Source organism: Magnetococcales bacterium, assembly GCA_015228815.1.
Taxonomy (GTDB): Bacteria; Pseudomonadota; Magnetococcia; order Magnetococcales; family UBA8363; genus UBA8363.
Genome location: JADGCV010000001.1, coordinates 196,113 through 215,771 on the forward strand (window position 1 = coordinate 196,113; position 19,659 = coordinate 215,771).

At 57.0% G+C, this 19,659-nt stretch carries 16 protein-coding genes; 4 read left to right on the forward strand and 12 right to left on the reverse strand.

What is annotated here, in order from left to right; translation table 11 throughout:
• Positions 1–4: 4 nt before the first annotated feature.
• The 10 genes from HQL76_00870 to HQL76_00915 form a co-directional block, all read right to left on the reverse strand.
• Entirely contained in the window at positions 5–385 is a 381-nt protein-coding gene (locus HQL76_00870; protein MBF0107714.1) for a response regulator, read from the reverse strand.
• A complete protein-coding gene (locus HQL76_00875; protein ID MBF0107715.1) occupies positions 357–704 on the reverse strand; it encodes an STAS domain-containing protein in 348 nt (115 codons plus the stop codon). Before HQL76_00875 ends, HQL76_00870 begins: the two co-directional genes overlap by 29 nt.
• Before the next feature lie 104 nt (positions 705–808).
• Positions 809–2,971: a chemotaxis protein CheA gene (locus HQL76_00880; protein ID MBF0107716.1), complete on the reverse strand. Its 2,163-nt coding sequence runs from the start codon at positions 2,969–2,971 to the stop codon at positions 809–811.
• 63 nt (positions 2,972–3,034) lie between these two features.
• The gene (locus HQL76_00885; protein ID MBF0107717.1) at positions 3,035–3,523 is read right to left on the reverse strand and encodes a purine-binding chemotaxis protein CheW; all 489 of its coding nucleotides are present in this window, start codon (positions 3,521–3,523) and stop codon (positions 3,035–3,037) included.
• Positions 3,524–3,607: 84 nt separating this feature from the next.
• Positions 3,608–5,818, reverse strand: coding sequence for a methyl-accepting chemotaxis protein (locus tag HQL76_00890; GenBank protein ID MBF0107718.1), 2,211 nt, complete (start codon positions 5,816–5,818; stop codon positions 3,608–3,610).
• A gap of 110 nt (positions 5,819–5,928) precedes the next feature.
• Positions 5,929–6,153, reverse strand: coding sequence for a hypothetical protein (locus HQL76_00895; GenBank protein ID MBF0107719.1), 225 nt, complete (start codon positions 6,151–6,153; stop codon positions 5,929–5,931).
• 472 nt (positions 6,154–6,625) lie between these two features.
• A complete protein-coding gene (locus tag HQL76_00900) occupies positions 6,626–8,056 on the reverse strand; it encodes a sigma-54-dependent Fis family transcriptional regulator (GenBank protein MBF0107720.1) in 1,431 nt (476 codons plus the stop codon).
• A 44-nt stretch (positions 8,057–8,100) separates the two neighbouring features.
• Complete coding sequence (locus HQL76_00905; protein MBF0107721.1) at positions 8,101–9,828, reverse strand: PAS domain-containing protein; 1,728 nt, start codon at positions 9,826–9,828, stop codon at positions 8,101–8,103.
• Between the two features lie 98 nt (positions 9,829–9,926).
• On the reverse strand, positions 9,927–10,595 hold the full coding sequence (locus tag HQL76_00910) for a hypothetical protein (protein ID MBF0107722.1): 669 nt from the start codon (positions 10,593–10,595) through the stop codon (positions 9,927–9,929).
• A gap of 49 nt (positions 10,596–10,644) precedes the next feature.
• Positions 10,645–11,880: a glyceraldehyde-3-phosphate dehydrogenase gene (locus tag HQL76_00915; GenBank protein ID MBF0107723.1), complete on the reverse strand. Its 1,236-nt coding sequence runs from the start codon at positions 11,878–11,880 to the stop codon at positions 10,645–10,647.
• Between the two features lie 183 nt (positions 11,881–12,063).
• On the opposite strand from HQL76_00915, the gene HQL76_00920 reads away from it, so the two are divergent.
• Entirely contained in the window at positions 12,064–12,492 is a 429-nt protein-coding gene (locus HQL76_00920; GenBank protein MBF0107724.1) for a DNA-binding protein, read from the forward strand.
• Positions 12,493–12,551: 59 nt separating this feature from the next.
• Here the strand turns inward: HQL76_00920 and HQL76_00925 are convergent, their stop codons facing one another.
• Positions 12,552–16,784 (reverse strand): phosphoenolpyruvate synthase, encoded by a 4,233-nt coding sequence (locus HQL76_00925; protein ID MBF0107725.1) that lies wholly within the window; start codon positions 16,782–16,784, stop codon positions 12,552–12,554.
• A gap of 207 nt (positions 16,785–16,991) precedes the next feature.
• Here HQL76_00925 and HQL76_00930 point away from each other — a divergent pair, with 207 nt between their 5' ends.
• Genes HQL76_00930 through HQL76_00940 form a run of 3 tightly spaced genes read left to right on the forward strand, consistent with a single transcriptional unit; the run spans position 16,992 to position 18,914 of the window.
• On the forward strand, positions 16,992–17,429 hold the full coding sequence (locus HQL76_00930) for a type II toxin-antitoxin system RatA family toxin (GenBank protein MBF0107726.1): 438 nt from the start codon (positions 16,992–16,994) through the stop codon (positions 17,427–17,429).
• Between the two features lie 2 nt (positions 17,430–17,431).
• Positions 17,432–17,866 carry a type II toxin-antitoxin system RatA family toxin gene (locus tag HQL76_00935; GenBank protein MBF0107727.1) on the forward strand — a complete coding sequence of 145 codons (435 nt, stop codon included), beginning with the start codon at positions 17,432–17,434 and terminating at the stop codon, positions 17,864–17,866.
• Between the two features lie 55 nt (positions 17,867–17,921).
• A complete protein-coding gene (locus HQL76_00940) occupies positions 17,922–18,914 on the forward strand; it encodes a DsbA family protein (protein MBF0107728.1) in 993 nt (330 codons plus the stop codon).
• Here HQL76_00940 and HQL76_00945 read toward each other — a convergent pair.
• Entirely contained in the window at positions 18,880–19,488 is a 609-nt protein-coding gene (locus HQL76_00945; protein MBF0107729.1) for a tRNA (cytidine(34)-2'-O)-methyltransferase, read from the reverse strand. The two genes, HQL76_00940 and HQL76_00945, sit on opposite strands and share 35 nt — an antisense overlap.
• Positions 19,489–19,659: the final 171 nt, after the last annotated feature.

A 19,659-nucleotide genomic window follows, 5' to 3' on the forward strand; every position in this document is an offset into this window, starting at 1 on the left:
CACATCAATCCGCGACCATTTTTCTGATGGTATCGAGAAAAAGGTTGGGACTGATGGGCTTGGTCAGCCAGCCATTGGCCCCCGCCTTTTTTCCTTCCACCTTCTTTTCGTCCGCGTCGATGGTCGTCAGCATGAGAATGGGGGTTTTCATATCCTCCTTGCGCACCGCCCGGATGAAGGCAATACCATCCATGGTGGGCATGTTAAGGTCGGTGATGATCAGTTTCGGTGGGGTCTTTTTCTGTTTGATTTCGGCAAGTTTGCCAAGCCCCTCCCGACCATTGCCCGCCTCGACGATGTCGAAACCGATCTTGGCCACCAGTTTTCCCACAAGCGAACGAACGCTGGGAGTGTCGTCAACGGTCAGGATGATGGGATTGGCCATGTTCCAGGACTCCTTGTGTTTCATGGTTGTCACCGGTCCTTCCGACAAGAGAAAGTCCCGCCAGATCGAGACGGGCGTTCACCTTTTCGGGAATGTTCAGAAAGACCAGATTCTTGTTGCGCAGGCGCGAAGACAGATGGGCGGCATGGAACAACTGAATGATTGCCAGATCGGTATCGGTCACCTCGGTCAGATCGACGACAATGGTGGGGACAGGAAGGGCCAACAGTGTCAGCAAGGCGTCTTTCAAGGGATCGACCGCTTCGATCTCCACTGCCCCCCGCAACTTCAAACGTCCCTTTTCTTCATCGAGATTCATATCCTGCTCCCCGAAATGCGATGGACATCATGAAAAAACCTGCACATCTCCAGTCAATAAGATCAAAGCGAGAGAAAATCACAGCCCCTCTCCCAGACCGATCCTCAATGTTGCGTCCCCTGATTTCTTGCCTGGGCGCGTGCAGTTTCGATGATCCGGGCGACATCGAGGATCGGAACCACCCGACCATCACCAAGGATGGTCGCCCCGGAAAATTCGGCCACGTTGGAAAAAAGATCGCCCAGAGACTTGATGACCACCTGGCTTTGGCCAATCACCCGATCCACCACCATGCCGACGCGGTCGCGATCCACCTCGGTGATCACGACCTGTTCCTGACTCAGGGGACCGCCATCAAGATGAAAGACATCGCGCAGACGAATGTAGGGGACCACCTCGTTGCGTATGTTGATGATCTGCCGCCCATGATTGTCGGCGATCTCTTTTCGGGTCAGTTTGACGCACTCCTTGACCGTGGACAGGGGCAGGACAAACTGATCCCCGCCGCTCTGAACCAGAAAACCATCGATAATGGCCAATGTCAGAGGAAGGCGGATGTCGATGGTGATTCCCTGATCCTTCCGATCCACAATCTCCACCGAACCACGAATCCCCTCGATCGTCTTTTTCACCACATCCATGCCGACACCACGGCCCGACACGCTGGTGACGGTGGAAGCGGTGGAAAATCCGGGAGCAAAAAGAAGATTGACCACCTCTTCATCGGAAAGCACGGCGCCCGACGGCGCCAGACCCCGTTCGATAGCCTTGGCCAGGATGCGCTGCCGATCGATGCCTCGACCATCATCCTCGACCCGGATCAAAACGCTGGCCCCGGAATGAATCGCCGACAGACGGATCGTCCCGGTCGGGGTTTTTCCCTTGCGCCGCCGCTCGTCGGGCGTTTCGATGCCATGATCCATGCTGTTGCGCAGAATGTGGACCAGGGGATCGTTCAAGTTTTCGATGACGGTCTTGTCCAGTTCGGTGTCCCCCCCTTCGGTGACCAGACGAATCTCCTTGCCCAGTTCGCGGGACAGATCGCGGACCAGACGGTTGAAACGACCGAACAGAGTGTCGATGGGCAGCATGCGGATTCCCATCGTGCTGTCACGCAGATTCTCGGTCAGACGGGTGATCTCCTCGGACACCGTGGTCAGCTCGGGAACCTCGCCGCAATGGGCGATCACCTGGCGCAATCGCGCCTGGACGATGACCAGCTCTCCCACCTGGTTGATGAGTTCGTCCAGTTTGTCGGAGGCGACCCGGACGCTTGACACGGAGTTTTCCCGACGCCCCCCTTCGGCCATCTGCCGCACCATCTTTTGTTGTTGCAGCGCCGATTGAACCCGGGATTCGGGCAGATAACCCTCGGAGACAAGGGTTTCACCAAGTCGGGGCTTTTTCGACAGCGCTTCGGCCAACGCCTCGCGGGAAATATCGCCTCGTTCCAGCAGAATGTCCCCCAAACGCGGAACCGATGGTTCAATCTCCGAAAGGGAATCCCCCGCTTCAGGCTCGGGGAGGACATGAATGGCCAGCTCCTCCAGTTCATCCTCGATGAACATGAACTCGCCACGAATGTCATCGTCGCTGCAATCACTCACCAATCCCACATCCCAGGAAAAATAACAGACCGTCGGATCGATCTCCTCCAACGGAGGAACCCGTTCGTCATGACAGGTGACACGACAGGTTCCAAGCTGTTTCAGGGCGCGCAGGTAGACCAGAGGATTGGTGGCCCGCTGGAAGATGGGATCATCAACGCGAAATCGGAACCGGACATTGCGACAGACCGGTCTTGCCGGTTCATCCACGGATACCGGAGTGGACCTTGAAACCACCTCGCCACCGCTGCCACGATTTGGCCGCAACAACCCGGAAAAGGCATCGGCGATTCGTTTCTGTTCCCCCCGGTCTCCCTTCACCGGCCCGTCGCCGAAAATCATCGCCAACAACTGATCCCGGGCCGCCAGGGTCAGATCGATGACCTCCTTGGTCAGGACCGCCTTGCCATTGCGTACCACATCATAGAAATTCTCGATCTGATGGGTGAACCGCGAGGCCTCCTCAAACCCGTACATGCTGGAGGTCCCCTTGATGGTATGCATGGCGCGAAAGACACGTCCGATCAATTCCTTGTCCCGTGGCGCCGCCTCCAATTGCAACAGGGCATCCTCCAGATCATCGAGGTTTTCCTGGGCATCGGTGCGAAACTGGTTGATGTCCTCTTCGGAAATGAATTCCGACAGTGACAGGGATTCCATGGATCCACCTTGGCGTTGAAATGGTATTGAATGGCCCGGGGACCGGACCTCCCCGAATCCGGTTCAATGCCCCTCCCGAGGTTGTCCCCGATCGAGAAGAATCAACTCCTCCTCGGAAAACACCCGGTGGACATCAAGCAGGATGACAAAACGATTCTCCAGCTTGCCGATGCCCCGGATGTACTCGGTCTTGAGATCGATCCCCACCTGCGGCGCCGGTTCCACCTGCGATTGGGGAAGATCGAGCACCTCCTCCACCGAATCGGCCAGGGCCCCCAACACCATGTTCTTCTCCCGGATCGTGCTTTCCACGATGATCACCCGGGTCTTGCGGCTGCCGACGGTGGCGGGTTGACCAAATTTACGTTTCAGATCGACCACAGGCACCACATTGCCGCGAACATTGATGACCCCACGCAAAAATTCAGGCGATCCGGGAATGGCGGTCATGTCCGGCATCTTCAGGACTTCACGTACATTGGCGATGGGGATGGCGAAGGTCTCCGCCCCCAACTGGAAGGTCAAAAACTGCGTGATCAGGTCCGTTTCCATGATGACTTCTCTCAAGGTGTGACCCGTTGCTCCCGTACCCGGTTCGGGTCCATTGCCACGCGCCTCCGGGCGATGCCGCCCAACTCAATAGCGTTCGAAATCATGATCGCCACTTTCACTTTCCTCCTTCATGTCCAGGTGAACCCCTCCACCACCGCCTCCGGGTGACGCGGCGCGAAGCACCGGGGCTTTGGCGGCCATCTTTGTGGGTTTCACCCTTCCCTTCGCCCCGCCCCGGACCGCCAGCGCACGGGCGCCGGGCGCCGGCAAACGACGCGGGGGATTCTCGGGAAGCCGCGCCACGACCTGGCCTTCGGTCCCCTCTTCCTTTTCGACAATCTTGAAAAATGCCATCGCCCGCTGCACCCGGTCCGCCTGTTCGGTCAGATTCTGCGCCATGGCGTTCATCTCTTCCGATGCCCCGGCATTCTGCTGAATCACTTGGTCCAACTGCTGCACCGACTGGTTGATCTGCTCCACCCCGACATTCTGCTCGGCGCTCGATGCACTGATCTCCTGTACCAGTTCCGTGGTCTTCTGGATGTGCGGCACCAGCTCCTGCAACATTTTCCCCGCCTCCTCGGCAATGCTGACGCTCGACAGGGAAAGGGCGTTGATCTCCGAAGCCGAAACCTGGCTCCTTTCCGCAAGCTTCCGCACCTCCGCCGCCACCACCGCGAACCCCTTTCCATGATCTCCCGCCCGGGCCGCCTCGATGGCCGCATTCAGGGCCAGAAGGTTGGTCTGTTCGGCAATCTCCTGGATGATCTCGATCTTGCTGGCGATCTCCTTCATGGCATCGACCGTCTTCTTCACCGCCTCGCCACTCTTGATGGCGTTGTCCGAGACCTGGAGCGCCAATTGCCCCGTCTTGGTGGCATTGTCGGCACTCTGCTGAATGTTGGAGGCCATCTCTTCCATGGCCGATGAGGTCTCCTCCACCGCCGCCGCCTGCTCCGAAGCCCCCTGCGACACCTCCTCCGCGGTCGCCAGAATGGCGGCGCTCCCCGAGGTCACCGATTCCGCCGCCTCCTTGGTCCCCTCGATCACCCCCGACAGTTGTTCGATCATCTGGTTGAGGTTCTGTTTGAGTTCATCCAGGCTGCCACGCAGTTCCATTTCCATCTTGTGCCGGAAATCCCCCTGGGCCATCCCACCCGTAACGGTCAGGATCCCCTTCACCGCCCCATCCATGGTCGTCAGCAAATCATTGAGCGTTTGCATCGCCTGCCCCACCTCGTCGCGGGAATCGACCTGAAGACGCAGAGAAAAATCATAGTCCTGCCCTACCTGCCGCATCACCTCCGTCAGACGCCCCAAGGGACGGGTCACCGCACGGGTGATCCATAAAGCCAGGAAAAGACCCACCAACAAGGCGATCCCGGAACCGGTCATAATCATTTTGTCCGCCCTGGAGGAAATTTCCTCCATTTGCCGCTCCTGGTCGGCGATCGTCTCGTAGACCTTCTCCTCCATCTTCTTCCCCGTCTCATCCATCAGCGCAAGTTGCTGATTCTGTTGCCCCAGCATCTGGACATACCCGGTGGATTCCTTGTCATAGAGCGTCAGCGCCGCCATGAATCTTTCCGCAATGCCACGATCCTGTTCATTGCGCATCAGTGACTGCAACTCCCTCGCCTTCGACTGAAGGCCGGTCAGAAGCTCCCGGTGCTCGCGGATCATCTTTTCATTCAAACCACGGCTGATGACGATTTCTTTTTCCAGTTTACGCATTTCCTGCATCCCGACATTAAGATCTCCGCCAAGGACCATCGGACGAAGAAGCTCCTGAACCCCCTTTCCATCTCCCCCTTCGCCAGCCACTTTCTGGAGTTGTCCCTCCAGGGAATCATGCAGCGACTTGATCTCCCTGCCGCCCTGCCGTCCCGCCTCCCGCATCCGCTCCATCCCCTGGGCGCGCCCCTCGATCAGGGACTTCAACTTTTCGAATTCCTTGCGATACGATTCCGCCACCTGCCAGATCTCGTTCATCATTTGCTTGTTCGCGGGATTCTCGAACACCCGGTCCCGCATCTCTCCGGCCTGTGTCTGGACCTTCCCCAAGAATTCCAGGGTCTTTTCGGTATCCGCCGCCGCCTCGCTGATGATGTAGTCACGCCGCGACAACCGCATCAGGTTGTAATGATCCACGATTTCATTCACTTTTTTGACCTTCATGCCTCGATCGTTGACCGATTCGAGCCCATCCCAGCCCACGAAGGCAACCACGAGGGTAAAGAGGAGCACCCCCCCGAACCCAAGTCCCAATTTCATCGAAACCTTCAGGTTTTTCATCACCCTTTCTCCCTTCGCAGGCCATTGTTCCCTTCACCCCACCCGAGCGTGGGGTGAAGGAGACGACCTCATCATGATTCGTAGGCACTACTGAAAGAAACATGCCGGATCTATACCAGGCATTGTTCAACGTGATCGGAATGGACACCCGCCGCATCCTGATCGAGCGCCATCCGCATGCGATCACTGGAGGTATAAAGTTCCAGGCAGGCGCCATTCTCAAGCTGGAACAAGATTCTCTGTTTCAGTGTCGGCAGATTCATCTCCTTGATGATTATGTTGACTATTCTAGATCCGATCGATTGATTGATGATGTCCTGCTCCCTGTTAGGCATGGTGATACCCCCCGTTTATTGTTGATCGAAGCGTTATCCATTCTCCCTTGTCTTCAAGATCCCGGTCGATATGGAAAAAATTGATTCAAATCTTCACGCTTCTGACTCTCTCTCTGATACATTCCATATCCGCAATCCTGATGCCAGTTATCGGAACCTTGGTTTCAGAACCGCCAGCTCCGGCCATCCACCACAGGATTGGCGATACGGCATCAATTATTGTATCATGTTGTTATCAGTATTTTTTCCAATTGAGACTGTCATTCAAAATTCATATAAAAAATTGTCTCAATTTGATAATTGACATATGCGAACCATCAACGGAACGGAGCAACAAATGCCCGACCGGAAGGATGAACGGCATGCAACATGTAGTGTGAAAGCGTGTGGAAAAACAGGATAATCCGTTGTTTCTACATTTGATTATCTTCAAGAAACGAATATTGCGTCCCGCAATGGATGTTGCAGGGGTTCAGGTGGGATTGTCTTTTGATGTCTTGGCGCGCCGCGCCAGACGTTGATTCAGGGCCTGACGGGTGATGCCAAGAAGGGCTGCGGCAACACCCTGATTGCCGCCAGAGGTTTCCAGGGCATGATGCATCAGGAAATCCTCCGCCTCCTTCAAGGTTGGCGGCTGGACGCCGCCGGGCCAGGAAAGTGGCGCAGACGACCGGGATTGGCCCTCCGGTTCGCGGACAAGGGGTTGACGCAGCGCGTCGCTCCACGGTTTCAGCGAAAGCATTCCATGCTGGCTGCGGGCCACCGCGTCGATGGTCATGGCACGCAATTCACGAACATTTCCAGGAAACGGATACGCTCCGAGAACCTGAATCGCCTCGGGCGGAATGGCGGGAGGGTGATCGCGTCCGGACACCCGCGCCGCCTCTTCGACAAAAGCGGCCAGGAGCAGAGGAAGGTCCTCCGACCGTTCGCGAAGCGGTGGCAGCCGTACCGAATGCGTCGCCAGACGATAATAAAGGTCGCGGCGAAACCGCCCCTCCTGAATCCGTTCCTGTAAATTCTGGTGGGTCGCGGTGACCACGGTGATGTCGGCGTTGCGATAGACATCCGATCCCAGGGGTTGGTATTTCCGCTCCTGCAACAGGCGCAGAAGCTTGACCTGATTGGATTCGGAAAGGTCACCGATTTCATCCAGGAAAAGGATTCCCCCCGCCGCCTTGGCCACCATCCCTTCGCGCATCCGGTCGGCGCCGGTGAAGGCCCCCTTGCGGTGCCCGAACAGGGTGTCGGAAAACATATGATCGTCCAGTCCCGCCACATTGACCGCCACGAAAGGCCGGTCCCCGCCACGAAGCCGATGAAAAGCCTGGGCCAGGAGTTCCTTTCCGGTCCCGGTTTCCCCGGTGATCAGCAGCGGCTCCCCCGTCAGGGCAGCGGCTTCCAGATACTTGAAGACCGCTTCCATCTTGCGACTGCGGGTCAGAATATCCGCGAAGGCTTCGGGATGGGTCAACCCCTCGCCCAGAAGATAATTCCCGAGGGTTGCCACCTGCAACCGCAGGGAGGTGTTTTCGTGCGCCTTGCGCACGGCGGCAAGAAAACGACTTTCCTCCAAAGGTTTGAGCAAAAATTCCACCGCTCCCGTTTTCATACAGGCGACCGCCGTCTCCAGGTCGTGGACCGCAGTGATGATGATGACGGGAATTTCCGGATGGCGTCGGTTGACCTGTTGCAGAATTTCCTGGCCCGACACATGCGGCATGCCCAGGTCCAACAACAATACCGCTGCCCCATGCCGTTCCAGGGCATCGATCACCGTGCGGCTGTCGCCAATGGTCACCACCCTGGAAAAACCGGCCCGCCGCAACAGCAGATCCATGCCATGCCGTATGTCCGCCTCATCATCGACCACCACGATCGGCGGCAATTCCTCTTTCGTCATTGGCCCTGCTCCTCTGATTCACGATCCTGACGAAAAGGGGCATCTCAGGCGCCACAACATTCGTCACGGATCAAAGCAGCGGGAAAAATCAGGGTCACCTTCGTTCCCTGACCCAACGAGGAGACGATGTCCATCCTTCCACCGTGTCGCTCCATGATCGTGCGGCAGATGGATACCCCGAGCCCCAACCCCCCTTCCTCGGTTCGGGTGGTGAAAAAAGGTTCGCCAATCCGATGCAGGTCTTCCGCCGCAATCCCTCTTCCCTCATCCACCACAACCACTGAAATCTCGGCACGCTCCGTATCGAACCGAGTCATGATCCGCACACCATGTTCCGGATCGGGCAAGGATTGCAGCGCGTTGACGACAACGTTGACCACCACCTGCTCCACCTGATGCAGATTTCCCTGAATCGGCGGCAGATCCCCCTCGGGGATCCAAACCAGTTTTCGCGTCCTTTTGGCAATAAAATCATGCAATAATGATACCGTTTTTTCAATAACGGCATCAAGATCCAACAATTGTTGCACCGGGTCGTGCCGAACCTGGGCCAATTGTTTCATGTTGGAAACGATGTTCTTGATCCGGCGGGCGTTGTCGGCGATGCTTCCGAGCAGCAGCGGCACCTTCTCCCTCATTTCGCTGAAGGGGAGCCCTCCCATGGAAAAATCACCATTCTCCTCGAAATAGGCGCCCAGAATGGGCATGGCATCGCGACAGGCCTCCTGCAACAGGGAGGCCCCAAGGACGACGGAATTGTTGGGATTGTTGACCTCGTGGGCGATTCCCACCGAAAGGGTCCCCAGGGTCGCCAGACGGGCGCTCTGAAGGGCCTGCCGGTGCAGGCGTTCCTGCTTCTCTTCATTCCTGATACGTTCGGTCATGTCGGTGACGATCCCCACCACCCCCTGGATTTCTCCATCCGCCAGACGCAGGGGAAAATGGCGCACATGAAACCAATGGGATTTTTCCGCCTGTCCCGGCAGGGACAGTTCCACCCGGTCCCGCTCCGCCGTCTCTCCCGCAAACGCGCGATGAATATCGTCCATGACCCCGTTTTCACGCAGAAAGGGAAAACAGTCGTCGGGTCTGTGTCCCAGAACAAGCGCCGCCGGAACACCGCTCAACCGCTCCATCGCCCGGTTCCAAACCCGATGCAACAAATCCCGGTCGAGAACGACCAGACCTTCACCGATGCTTTCGACGATGGTTCGATTGAAGATTTCCGATTCCTGCAATCGTTTTTTGTTCAAAATACGACCGGTGACATCCCGCAACAGAAAAATAAGCCACGTCACCGCTCCCTGAGAGTCCCGGACCGGGTCCAGGGTCCAGTCCCAATAAGTCACCCCCCACTCGGGATGATCGGGAAATTGGAACGGTTTGGCCTCTATGGAAAACGATTTGCCGGAACGGACGACGTCGCGGAAGATCGCCTCGTTTTCGGCATGGGGATAGAGTGCGAAATGGTTTTCCCCCACCATGGCGTCGGCATCACGACCGCACCATTGGGCATAAGTCTTGTTGACCCGGAGAAAATTGAATTCCCGGTCAAGAAAACAAATTCCTATATGTTGATTTTCGAACAGTTTTTCCAGAAGTTCACGGGAAAGCGCCAGACTCTCGTTGGCCCGGCGCAAGGCCTGGTCCTTGTGTTCCAGGGAGGACACGAGTTTTTCGACCCGGGTAACTTCCTTCAAGGATTGAACCTTGTGAAACAAATCCAGGGGACGGGAAAAGGTTTCCCGGACCGATGATAAAAGTCTAGTCAAAAACAAAATTAAAATCCTTGGGCAGTCCCAAGACCCCTTCATCTCTTTTGAATTGGTGAGGCAATCGATCAATAAAAATTAAAGTGGAAAAAAAAGAGTTATCGACGCTTGCCCGGGTCCCCTTCCAATCTTGGATCGTGCATTCCTCCGGGTGGTTTCAGTGTCCGGCGCCCACCCGAGCGGGTTTCAAGAAAACCATTATCATGGTAGAGTTTTTCAAGGATTTCGATCACCGTGTCATCGGGATCGAAAATTCGACGGGCCCAGGCGAACTCCCACAGTTTCCAGAACCGGCCACGGCAGTGCTCCCGATCCTGTTCATTGCCTCGTTGGCACAGGCAGGAGGCCTGGAGGTCCATGATGTCCTGCAACAATTCGGTGTTGCCGTCATCATCGCTGGCCAGCCGTTGCGCCTGGATGGCGTTGGGAAGACGGTTTTCCAGATCGAACAGGGATTGCTGCAATGCCCGCGACAAGGGTATGGCGAAGCGGCTGTTTTCGATGGCGGAAGTCTGCAAGGTGCAGGTGATGGCCTGGCGCGACCGGGGAAAAAAATCGGGACCCACCGCCCCCAACGCCTCGCGCAAGGGGTTGAAGGTCCCCCGGTCCGCCAGGTCCACCATTTGTTCCACCCCCGGATCGTCCAACGCCTCGCGATCCAGCATCGATTCCAACTGCCCCCGGGTCATGCGGTCATAGCGCAGGCTGCCATCGGCCCTGAGTATGATGGAAAGCAGTTTCCTGGCCTTTTCTTCTTCGTCGGACATTGTTCCTCGATCGGTTCGCCTTTTTGGAAAAAGTACCAAAAACCAGGGGTCAGACCATCTGCCGCGCCACCCGGATGGTCAGTTCCCCCAACAGATGGGCATAGCTGCCCAATTCATTGTCATACCAGCCGAAAATGGTCGCCTGGGTCACGGGAACCTCCAGGGTTCCCTCCCCGAGCGCCGCCAGTGCCTCGGGGGTCAATCCTTCGAGACGCCGTGGATCGATGGTGACAAATCCGGTCCGGGTGTGGGTCTCCCGGGCCTCGATGATCGCCGCCTTTCGTGGATGGCCGATGATGTCGGAAGAGACATTCTGCTCCTCGGAGTATTCCAGATAAGCGCCATAAGCCCCCGCGACGGCGCGACGGTAGACTTCGAGAATCTCCTCCCGATCGATCGGTCGCTCCTTGCGGTCCGATTGCAGGTTGACGTTGAGAACGATCAACGAACCGGTGGAAGTAGGAATCCGCACCGATTCGGCCATGAAACCGATGCGTCCCATCTCGGGAAGGACCAGACGCAGGGTATTGGCGGCCCCGGTTGTGGTGAGAATGATGTTGTTCATGACACCGCGGGTCTTGCGCAGATCGGTCGCCCCCGCCTTGGGGACCGAATCGAGGACCTTCTGACTTGGGGTCGCGGCATGGACCGTCACCATCGACGCCGACAGAATACCCCCGGCGCCAAAATGATCCAGCAGTGGTTTCATCATGAAGGCAAGACACGTCGTCGTGCAGGAAGCGCTCGAAATGATGTTGTGCCGCGCCGGATCGATTTCGGAATCGTTGATGCCGGTCACCACCGTCACGGCATCCCCGGGCATCGCCGTCCCCTTGTTCTTGATCTTGAAGGGAGCCGACAGGATCACCTTGGCCGCCCCCGCCTCCAGGTGTCCGCGCAGTGCCCCCCCCGAGGCCGTCGCCGGAGCGGTCGGATCCATGAAGACCCCGGTGCAGTCCACCACCAACTCCACCCCGTGCCGCCGCCATTGGACCGCTTGCGGATTGCGATGGCTGCGCAAAAATCGAACCACGACACCATCGATGGTGGCGGTTCCCGCCGCTTCGTCCATGTTCTCGATCACCCGGCCACCACCATAACCATGCAGCCAAGCCCCAAGATGGCCATAGGTGCTGTCTTTTTCGAGGGTCTGCAACAAATCTGGCAACCCGAGTCCGACCTCGCGGCCCACGTTGACGACAATTTCGGAAAAATGTTTCCTGGCGATCTGATTCCACAAGGACAGCTTTCCGATGCGTCCCATTCCATTGATGCCGATCTTCATCCGCGTTCTCCTTTGGGATTCCACCAACCGGTCTCTCCCCCGATCATCCCGATTGACCTCGGGGGAATCAAGGGTTTAACATTGGCGACTCGAAAAAATGTCAATACAACACATTCAATTCAAGAATAGCACATGTTTTCCACCCTCCCAACCGTCGTATCGTGGCATTGAGGAGAACAAGTCATGTTCAATGAGGTCACCTCCGGACGCCATTTCATGGGCCGGGTCAACCATGGCGAGGATCTTCTTGAAGCCCTCAACCGGGCCTGTCGCCAACATGACATCGGACTGGGGATGGTCAGTGCCATCGGCGCGGTCCAGAAGGGGGTTCTGGGCTATTACAACCAGGTGCAGCAGGTCTATCACACGATCCACCTTGATCGACCTCTGGAAATCGTTCACCTGTCGGGAAATATTTCCATGAAGGACAATCAACCGTTCGTCCACGCCCATGCCATTCTTTCGGACGCCTCGGGACAAACCTTTGGTGGTCATCTTTTTCCCGGCACCATCGTCTTTGCCTGCGAAACGATCATCCATGCCCTGGATGGAACGGCGCTCCAACGCCAACTGGATCCGACCACGGGGCTTCCTCTGTGGTCTCTTCCTTAAGAAAACAAAAATAAAAACCCTGGGGGAAATCCCCAAGACCCCTTTTTTCTTTCAATAGTTTATTTTTCAGAGGGGAACCAGCCCCAGTACAAGAGGCCCCTCGCGCCGTCCACGCCGATCGGGTCGCCACAACGAATCTCCCGCCCCGTCGCCAAACTTCGCGCCGAATCCCGTCCCACCACAAGATCCTCACACCCGACAACACACGTCCGGGCCAGCTTGGCGGCAACGATGGCGGCATGACAGGTCTGGCCACCACGACTGGTCAAAAGCCCCTGGGTCATGGAAACCTCGCGGATGTCCTCGGGAACGGTATCATGACGAATGAGGATCAACGGCTCATCGCCAAACTCGGCGCGCAACCGATGAATCTGATCCAGATTGAACACCGCCCGCCCACACAACGCCCCACCCGCAACGCCGATTCCCCGGGCGATTCTGCTTTCGCGAAGCTCCGGAGTGTCCTGAAAACGATGGTGGGCCGGAACACGGTTTTTCGCCGTGACCATGTCGCGGGTCTGCAATAGATACAAATCATCCGCCCGCGGACCCTCGAAGGTGAATTCCAATTCCTGGGGATTGAAACGGCGCTGGTAGATCAAATGGGTCGCCACATCATGCAACCGGCCATGGACCTCGGGAAAACACCGCTCCAGGGAAATTTCGGGATCCCGACCCTCGTAGTCGCATTGATCCAGGGAAATCGGTCGGGTGGTCACCAGACCGTTGACGACATCCTCCCCCTGATTGCCGGTGGTGTAGTCGCCCCACAACAACACCCGGTCAAGTTTTCGATGGGGATGGGCGGTAAACACCACTCCGGAACCCGCCTGACGGCCCAGGTTGCCAAACACCATCCGCTGAATCACCACCGCCGTCCCCCAGGCATCGGAAAGATCCATGATCCGACGATAGCTCCGACTCTTTTCCGACGACCAGGAATCGACCACCTGATCGATGGCGGTCTGAAGCTGTTCCATGGGGTCCTCGGGAATGACAATCCCTTGCCCCTTTGCCGCGGCAAGATAATCGAGGGCGAGGTCGCGGATCTGTTCATGACTGAACTCCTGTTTCCAGCGAATCCCCGCCCGGTCCTTATGGCGATGCATCAGGTCCGTGAAAATGGCCCGGTCCATGTCGCGGGTGGCACACCAGGATTGAACGAAGCGACGATAATTGTCCCAGGCGAAGAAAGGATTGCCGGTTTCCCCGGCCAGCGCCGCGACGACAGCCTGGTTGATGCCGACGTTGTGGATGGTCTGCATCATGCCGGGCATGGAGAACAAGGCGCCGCTGCGCACCGAAACCAACAACGGTCGGACAGGAGCGCCCAACACTCGCCCCGTCTGATTTTCGATGAGCCGCACATGCGCCCGCAAACGATCCATGAAATCCTTCCGCGCCGGAGGATAGGCACGGATCACCTCACGACAACGGAAGTATTCGGTCGTCAACACCGTTCCCGCCGGGATCGGCAGCCGATCCGCCGCCATGTCCAACAGGTTGAATCCCTTGGACCCCAAATGCAACAGGTCCATCGTCGGATGCCTGGGATCGGCGAGGGAATGAAACAACCGCCCCGGATGAAAATTCATGAGCTGGTTGAGCAACGGCAGCGACAGCCGTTCCTCCTGACGCCGCAGCAGATGCAACAGCCGGGTGATGAAGCGATCGAAGGATTGCAACCCAAACGTTTCCGCCACCAGATCGCGCAAAAAGGATTCGCTGATCCGTTCCATGCCGATGTCGGGATCGTCATCGAGCAGGGAATGATACTTTGGCAACAACGCCTCCCGGGGGATCATGGGGATGATCGTGGCCAGGGTATCACGATGATGGGTGGTGAAATAGGTGGCGACCAGGTCCTTGATCCCCTCGGCAAACCCCTGGAAGACATCGATGTATTGATGAAACGTGAATTCATTGAATTCAAGAAAACGTTCCAGAACGCCGTTGAGGTGGACAAGCCGCCGCGACGACACCCCATCCAGATCGAGGGCGCGCAGAAAAAAACGGATGATGGCATGGACCCGGAAGAAAGAAGATCGGGTGATGAATTCCTCCCTGATCTCGACCGCCAACGCTTCCAGTTCGACCGTGGCCAGGTTTTCCAGGCGAAAACCAAGCGACAGGGCATCGAATTTTTTTTCCGAGTACCGCCCATAGACGGAAGGTATGTCCACGGCAATATGCCGTTTTTGATAGATTTCCTCGTGCGGAATGAAGGTTTCGTCGCTCAGGATGATCCGGTTGAGCCTTTCCAGGACCGTGAGCAGGGTATCGAGTTTTTCGTCGCCCGCGATGGGTTCCCCCCGTTGTTGGGCATCGAGAAGACGATCGAGCGGTTCGAGACCGGGAATGCCATCGGCCATCGCCTGCCGCAGCGGTTCCCGAATGTTACGAAACCCGAGGTCGTATTTTTGTTCCAACAAATGATAGAGATGAATCACGAGCCAGACCCGTTGGCGTTCCCCGTCGCTGCCCGATTCAAGCGCCATGATGCGGCGTTCCGCCTCGGCGGTGGTCCAGGAAAAGGGATCCACCCCTTCCGCCGCCGCCTGGGCGAACAGCGCCTGCGTCACCCGATGCACCTCGTCGAACAGGGGACCGCCGGTGGTGAGTCCCTGAAAAACCGGATCGCTGACCAACCCTTCCAGATGACCCCGATCACCATCCTGCCAGTAGAGGAGAATTCCACGGGCCAGGGCGACGATCCTGTTGGTGCTTTCGACATGGCACTGTTTGCGCAGAAAATGGATCAACGCATCCTTGCGTTGATGCCGTTCGTCAAGTTGAGTCGAAACCTCGCGCAACAACCCCTCGGCGCCGATTTCGTTGTAGTAGACCGGCAGCAGGCGGCAAAACTGGCGCGCCAGGTTGTAGACAGGACGAATGCCGCTGTCGAGAAGGCGGGTCACTTCCCTTTGGAACAGATCGGTATCGCGAATCAAAACCCCGGTCAGTTTGAGATTGACGATCAGGGCGGAAAACAGGGTGGGACTCCAGGGGGGATTGCGGCGGATCAGGCCAAGCCAGACGCGAATGTTGTGCAGATGGTTGGGGTTGCAGATCGGTTGCCATTCGGCGCTGACGCCGGTGACCTGACGATACTGAAAACCGAATTCAACGGTCCGTTGCAGAAAAATCTCCACCAGACGGCTGTTGTCGCGGCGGAACACCTCTTCCCCCAGGATTTCGATGGACTGAAGGGCGGTGTGGGGATAAGAGGCGACGTGTTCCCGGAACAAATGAAAGGTTTCATCGAAGCGCTCCCGCAACTCCTCGAACCCCTGACGCATCCGGATCAGTTGCACCAGGGCCTGGTTGATGGAGCGCAACGCCTGTTCATGGACCAGGCGCAATCCATCGATGCGCATGATGTGGAAAAGAAAAACGAGTTTTTTCTTCAGGATCTCCCCGCGATCCTCCCCCGCCCGAGGTTTTGCTTCTCCTGCCTGGTCGATCCGTTCCGCCGCCCGATGATACATGTGGACGATTTCCATGTAGTCCGGAAGGGCGAGCAGCGCCGCCAGATTGTCCCTCCCTGCGGGAGCCGACTCCAGTTCCAGGAGACGGCTCTTCAAGACAAGCAGGGCCTCGGGAACGATCGCCGCCACCGCCTCCCGGGCCTCGGAGGCCCAGAGCGACGGATCGGGAAGGGCAAGCCAGTAATCGAAACTGGCGCCCAGGGAAGCCCGGGTGAACCCCTTGAGGCTGTCCCAGGGGATGATGTCTTCCGCCACCGCGGCACTTTTTTCGAGCAATGCCAGAAGGGCGCGCCGCAACGAAAACGGCGATTGCCCGAGAAGGCGCAGTTGGTCGCGCGAAAGATTCCCCAGTTCGGCGAAGATGTCGCGAAAGGCCTCGCCATGATCACGCAGGCGCTCCACGGGCATGAGGTCGATGGCCCGGGCGAGGACCGCCGAGAGCGCCTCCAGGGCCGGACGGGAAAGATCGGTTCGCACCCCTTCGGTGGACGCCTGCAAAAACAGCCGGCACAACAATCGAAGGCCCTCCGGACCCCGCTCGTGCCGCAGGTGGATCCCCATGTTCTTCAGGGCATACCCTCTCAGTTCCGGCAAAATCAGGGTCCAGTTGCGAAAGGGATGATTCAGTTCCGACAAAAGGCGGTCCAGGGATTCCTGAATGCCTCGATAGTGCGCAACGACCTCGCGCAAGATTTCGTGTTCCCTGGCGATGGTCACCGCCGATACCCGAGTCTGTTCCAGATTGGCCGAAAGGGCCTGGGAACGAATCACGGATCGGGAAAAGTCCGGTTCTGGTTCGGTCACTTTTTTTTCCTTCATTCTTTTTCGAGACACAACCACCACCATGGAACAAAATCGCCACCATGGAAAACGTCATCCCTTGATCAATCCCGTATCGGAGGAACCATAATTCATGGACCCGTCCGTCACATTGCAATATGCTTGGCATCGAGAATAATTGAAACGTCACTCCGTTGACAACAACCGCATCCAGCCCTCCACGATTTTCCCATGCCAAGAATTCGTGTCAGCGAAACCCTGCCCTTTTCCCCAAGGCAGATTTATGATCTCGTCGTGGATGTGGAACGGTATCCACAATTCCTGCCATGGTGCGTCAAGTCCAGAACCTGGGATCGGCAACCGCACCAGTTCATGGCGGAACTGACCATCTCCTTCAAGGGGCTCAGGGAAAGTTTCCAGACCCTGGATCTGGTGGTTCCCGAAAAAAAAGTCGAGATCAACCTGAAATCGGGACCGTTTCAATATCTGGTCAGCACCTGGCTCTTCACCCCCCAGGAGAAGGGGACGAAGGTTGACTTCTTCATTGATTTCAAATTCGACAGCCGCATGAAAGAAATGATCATGGGACCCGTTTTTTCTCAAGTATCCAAACAAATGATCGGCGCCTTCCGCAAACGGGCGCAGGACCTCTATGGACAGGGGGTCTGATCATGCCGCGGCGCAGTGTCACCATCGATCTTCCCTTTTCGGCGCGGCAGATGTTCGATCTGGTCGTGGACATGGACCGTTATCCCGAATTCATCCCCTGGCTCGTCAAATCGCGAAAGTTTGACATCACCGAGACAACATTCAAATCGGAAATGACCTTCGCCTTCAAGGGATTGCGCGAAACCTTCTTCACCCGCGACGAAATCGATCCCCCTCATCGCATCACCATCACCCATCTTTCGGGACCGTTTTCCCACCTTGAGAGCGAATGGCGCTTCACCGACCTGGCCACGGGCGGATCCAGGGTGGAATTCTTCATTGATTTCAAGTTCAGCAAAAAGCTGGTCGATCTGGCCATGGGGCCGGTCTTTGGCAAGGCCTCCTCCTCCATGGTCGAATCCTTCCGTAAACGGGCCGAACAGATTTATGGGGCCTGATTATTTTTTATAAAACGCAATCACTCATTCTTTTTCCATCGTCGAGGATGCCGTAATGAAAAAATTAACAATGATGCTTTTCTCTGTGCTGCCATCATTACTATTGTTGCCAATCGCATCAATGGCCGAACCGGTCGCCCGGATCGGCGACTGGACCCTCGACAAGGCAAAGGTGGATGCCATGCTCGCGGGACAGTTCCATGATCTGCGCATGGAGAAGATCGAGATGGAAGTCCTCGATCATCTCCTGGAACTCGATGCCAAGGCCAACAATCTTCCCAGGGATCAGGTCGAGGAGAAGATGGCAGCCAAGTTCCTCGTGACACTCACCGAGGATCAGGTCAAACAGTTCATGGAGGCCAACAAGGAACGGATTCCCGGCAACGATCCCGCCATCAAGGAAAAAGTCCGCACTTTTCTTGAAAATCAATCGCTCAAACAGGCCAAGATGAAATATCATGAAAGCCTGGTCGAGAAATACAAAGCGGAAATACTTCTGGAAGAGCCTCGTTATACCGTGACGGGTCCCGAGGATTTAAGCCGTGGCCCCGCCACGGCGCCGGTCACCATCATCGAATTTTCCGATTTCGAATGTCCCTATTGCCGCAAGGCCCAGGGGGTGTTGTCGCAATTGAAGGAAGCCTACGGCGACAAACTGCGTTTTGTCTTCCGTCATTTTCCGCTGCCGTTCCACAAACAGGCCCCAAAGGCGTCGGAGGCGTCGATGTGCGCCAACGAACAGGAAAAATTCTGGCCCTATCATGACGCCCTTTTCGTCGAATCCCAATCGCTGGCCGAAGACGCCCTCAAGGAACTGGCAAAGAAGTTGAGCCTGGACATGACAAAGTTTGAAGAATGCTTAAAGAGCGGTCGTCACGCCGCCCGGATCACCGCCGATTCCGCCTCCGGAAAGCAACTGGGAATCACCGGAACGCCGACCTTCTTCGTCAACGGCATCAAACTGGTCGGCGCCATACCGCTCAATACGTTCAAGGAAATCATCGATCAGGAAATCAAACCCGCCCCAGGTCCGGCTGCCGGGAAATGATCCCCTTGATTGCGACGGGTCCGGAATGGAGTTTTTGGCCGGACCCGTCCATGAAATTTGCTGGTCCGTCCTCTCCGGTCCGGACATCCCCCCCTGCAACCACATCAAGTCCCGAAAAACCATTCCGCCGCAATCCCTCGTAGAGGACAATGGCGACACTCATCGCCAGATTGAGGCTGCGACACCCCGGAACCATGGGAATGCGGAGCAATGCCGAACGGTGCTCCTCAATCATGGCCTCGGGAAGCCCCGCCCCTTCCGAACCGAACAATAAATGCTCCCCCGGAACATGGTCCCAGTCACCATGGTGCCGGGTCCCCCTGGTCGAAACCGCCACCCGCCCCCGGCCTGATTCAATGTCCGGAAAGGCCTGGCGATAATGGTCCCAGTCGCGCCAGCGGCTGACCTGGGCCAGATCGCGATAATCCATCCCCGCCCGCCGCAACCCCGGAGCATCGAGCCTGAATCCCAGGGGACCGATCAGGTGCAAATGGCTCCCGGTCGCGGCACACAGCCGGATGATGGTCCCGGTGTTGGGTGGAATTTCCGGCTGATAAAGCACCACATGAAACATCCCTTTTCCCCTGGTGAAGATTCACAACCTTTTCCGGATCAAAAAAATGCGTTTTTCGTGGATTTCTCAAGCGGAGGTGGGTTGACAAACCCCGCGCCAAACGGGAACATGACGCACTTCAAGACGACACGTTGGCATCGACCGGTCCTGCCCGGACGATCTTCCCGAACC

Excerpts from the sequence above, each read along its gene's own strand:
- HQL76_00870 (MBF0107714.1), bottom strand. The coding sequence starts at position 385 with ATGGCCAATCCCATCATCCTGACCGTTGACGACACTCCCAGCGTTCGT.
- HQL76_00875 (MBF0107715.1), bottom strand. The coding sequence starts at position 704 with ATGAATCTCGATGAAGAAAAGGGACGTTTGAAGTTGCGGGGGGCAGTG.
- HQL76_00880 (MBF0107716.1), bottom strand. The coding sequence starts at position 2,971 with ATGGAATCCCTGTCACTGTCGGAATTCATTTCCGAAGAGGACATCAAC.
- HQL76_00885 (MBF0107717.1), bottom strand. The coding sequence starts at position 3,523 with ATGGAAACGGACCTGATCACGCAGTTTTTGACCTTCCAGTTGGGGGCG.
- HQL76_00890 (MBF0107718.1), bottom strand. The coding sequence starts at position 5,818 with ATGAAAAACCTGAAGGTTTCGATGAAATTGGGACTTGGGTTCGGGGGG.
- HQL76_00895 (MBF0107719.1), bottom strand. The coding sequence starts at position 6,153 with ATGCCTAACAGGGAGCAGGACATCATCAATCAATCGATCGGATCTAGA.
- HQL76_00900 (MBF0107720.1), bottom strand. The coding sequence starts at position 8,056 with ATGACGAAAGAGGAATTGCCGCCGATCGTGGTGGTCGATGATGAGGCG.
- HQL76_00910 (MBF0107722.1), bottom strand. The coding sequence starts at position 10,595 with ATGTCCGACGAAGAAGAAAAGGCCAGGAAACTGCTTTCCATCATACTC.
- HQL76_00915 (MBF0107723.1), bottom strand. The coding sequence starts at position 11,880 with ATGAAGATCGGCATCAATGGAATGGGACGCATCGGAAAGCTGTCCTTG.
- HQL76_00920 (MBF0107724.1), top strand. The coding sequence starts at position 12,064 with ATGTTCAATGAGGTCACCTCCGGACGCCATTTCATGGGCCGGGTCAAC.
- HQL76_00930 (MBF0107726.1), top strand. The coding sequence starts at position 16,992 with ATGCCAAGAATTCGTGTCAGCGAAACCCTGCCCTTTTCCCCAAGGCAG.
- HQL76_00935 (MBF0107727.1), top strand. The coding sequence starts at position 17,432 with ATGCCGCGGCGCAGTGTCACCATCGATCTTCCCTTTTCGGCGCGGCAG.
- HQL76_00940 (MBF0107728.1), top strand. The coding sequence starts at position 17,922 with ATGAAAAAATTAACAATGATGCTTTTCTCTGTGCTGCCATCATTACTA.
- HQL76_00945 (MBF0107729.1), bottom strand. The coding sequence starts at position 19,488 with ATGTTTCATGTGGTGCTTTATCAGCCGGAAATTCCACCCAACACCGGG.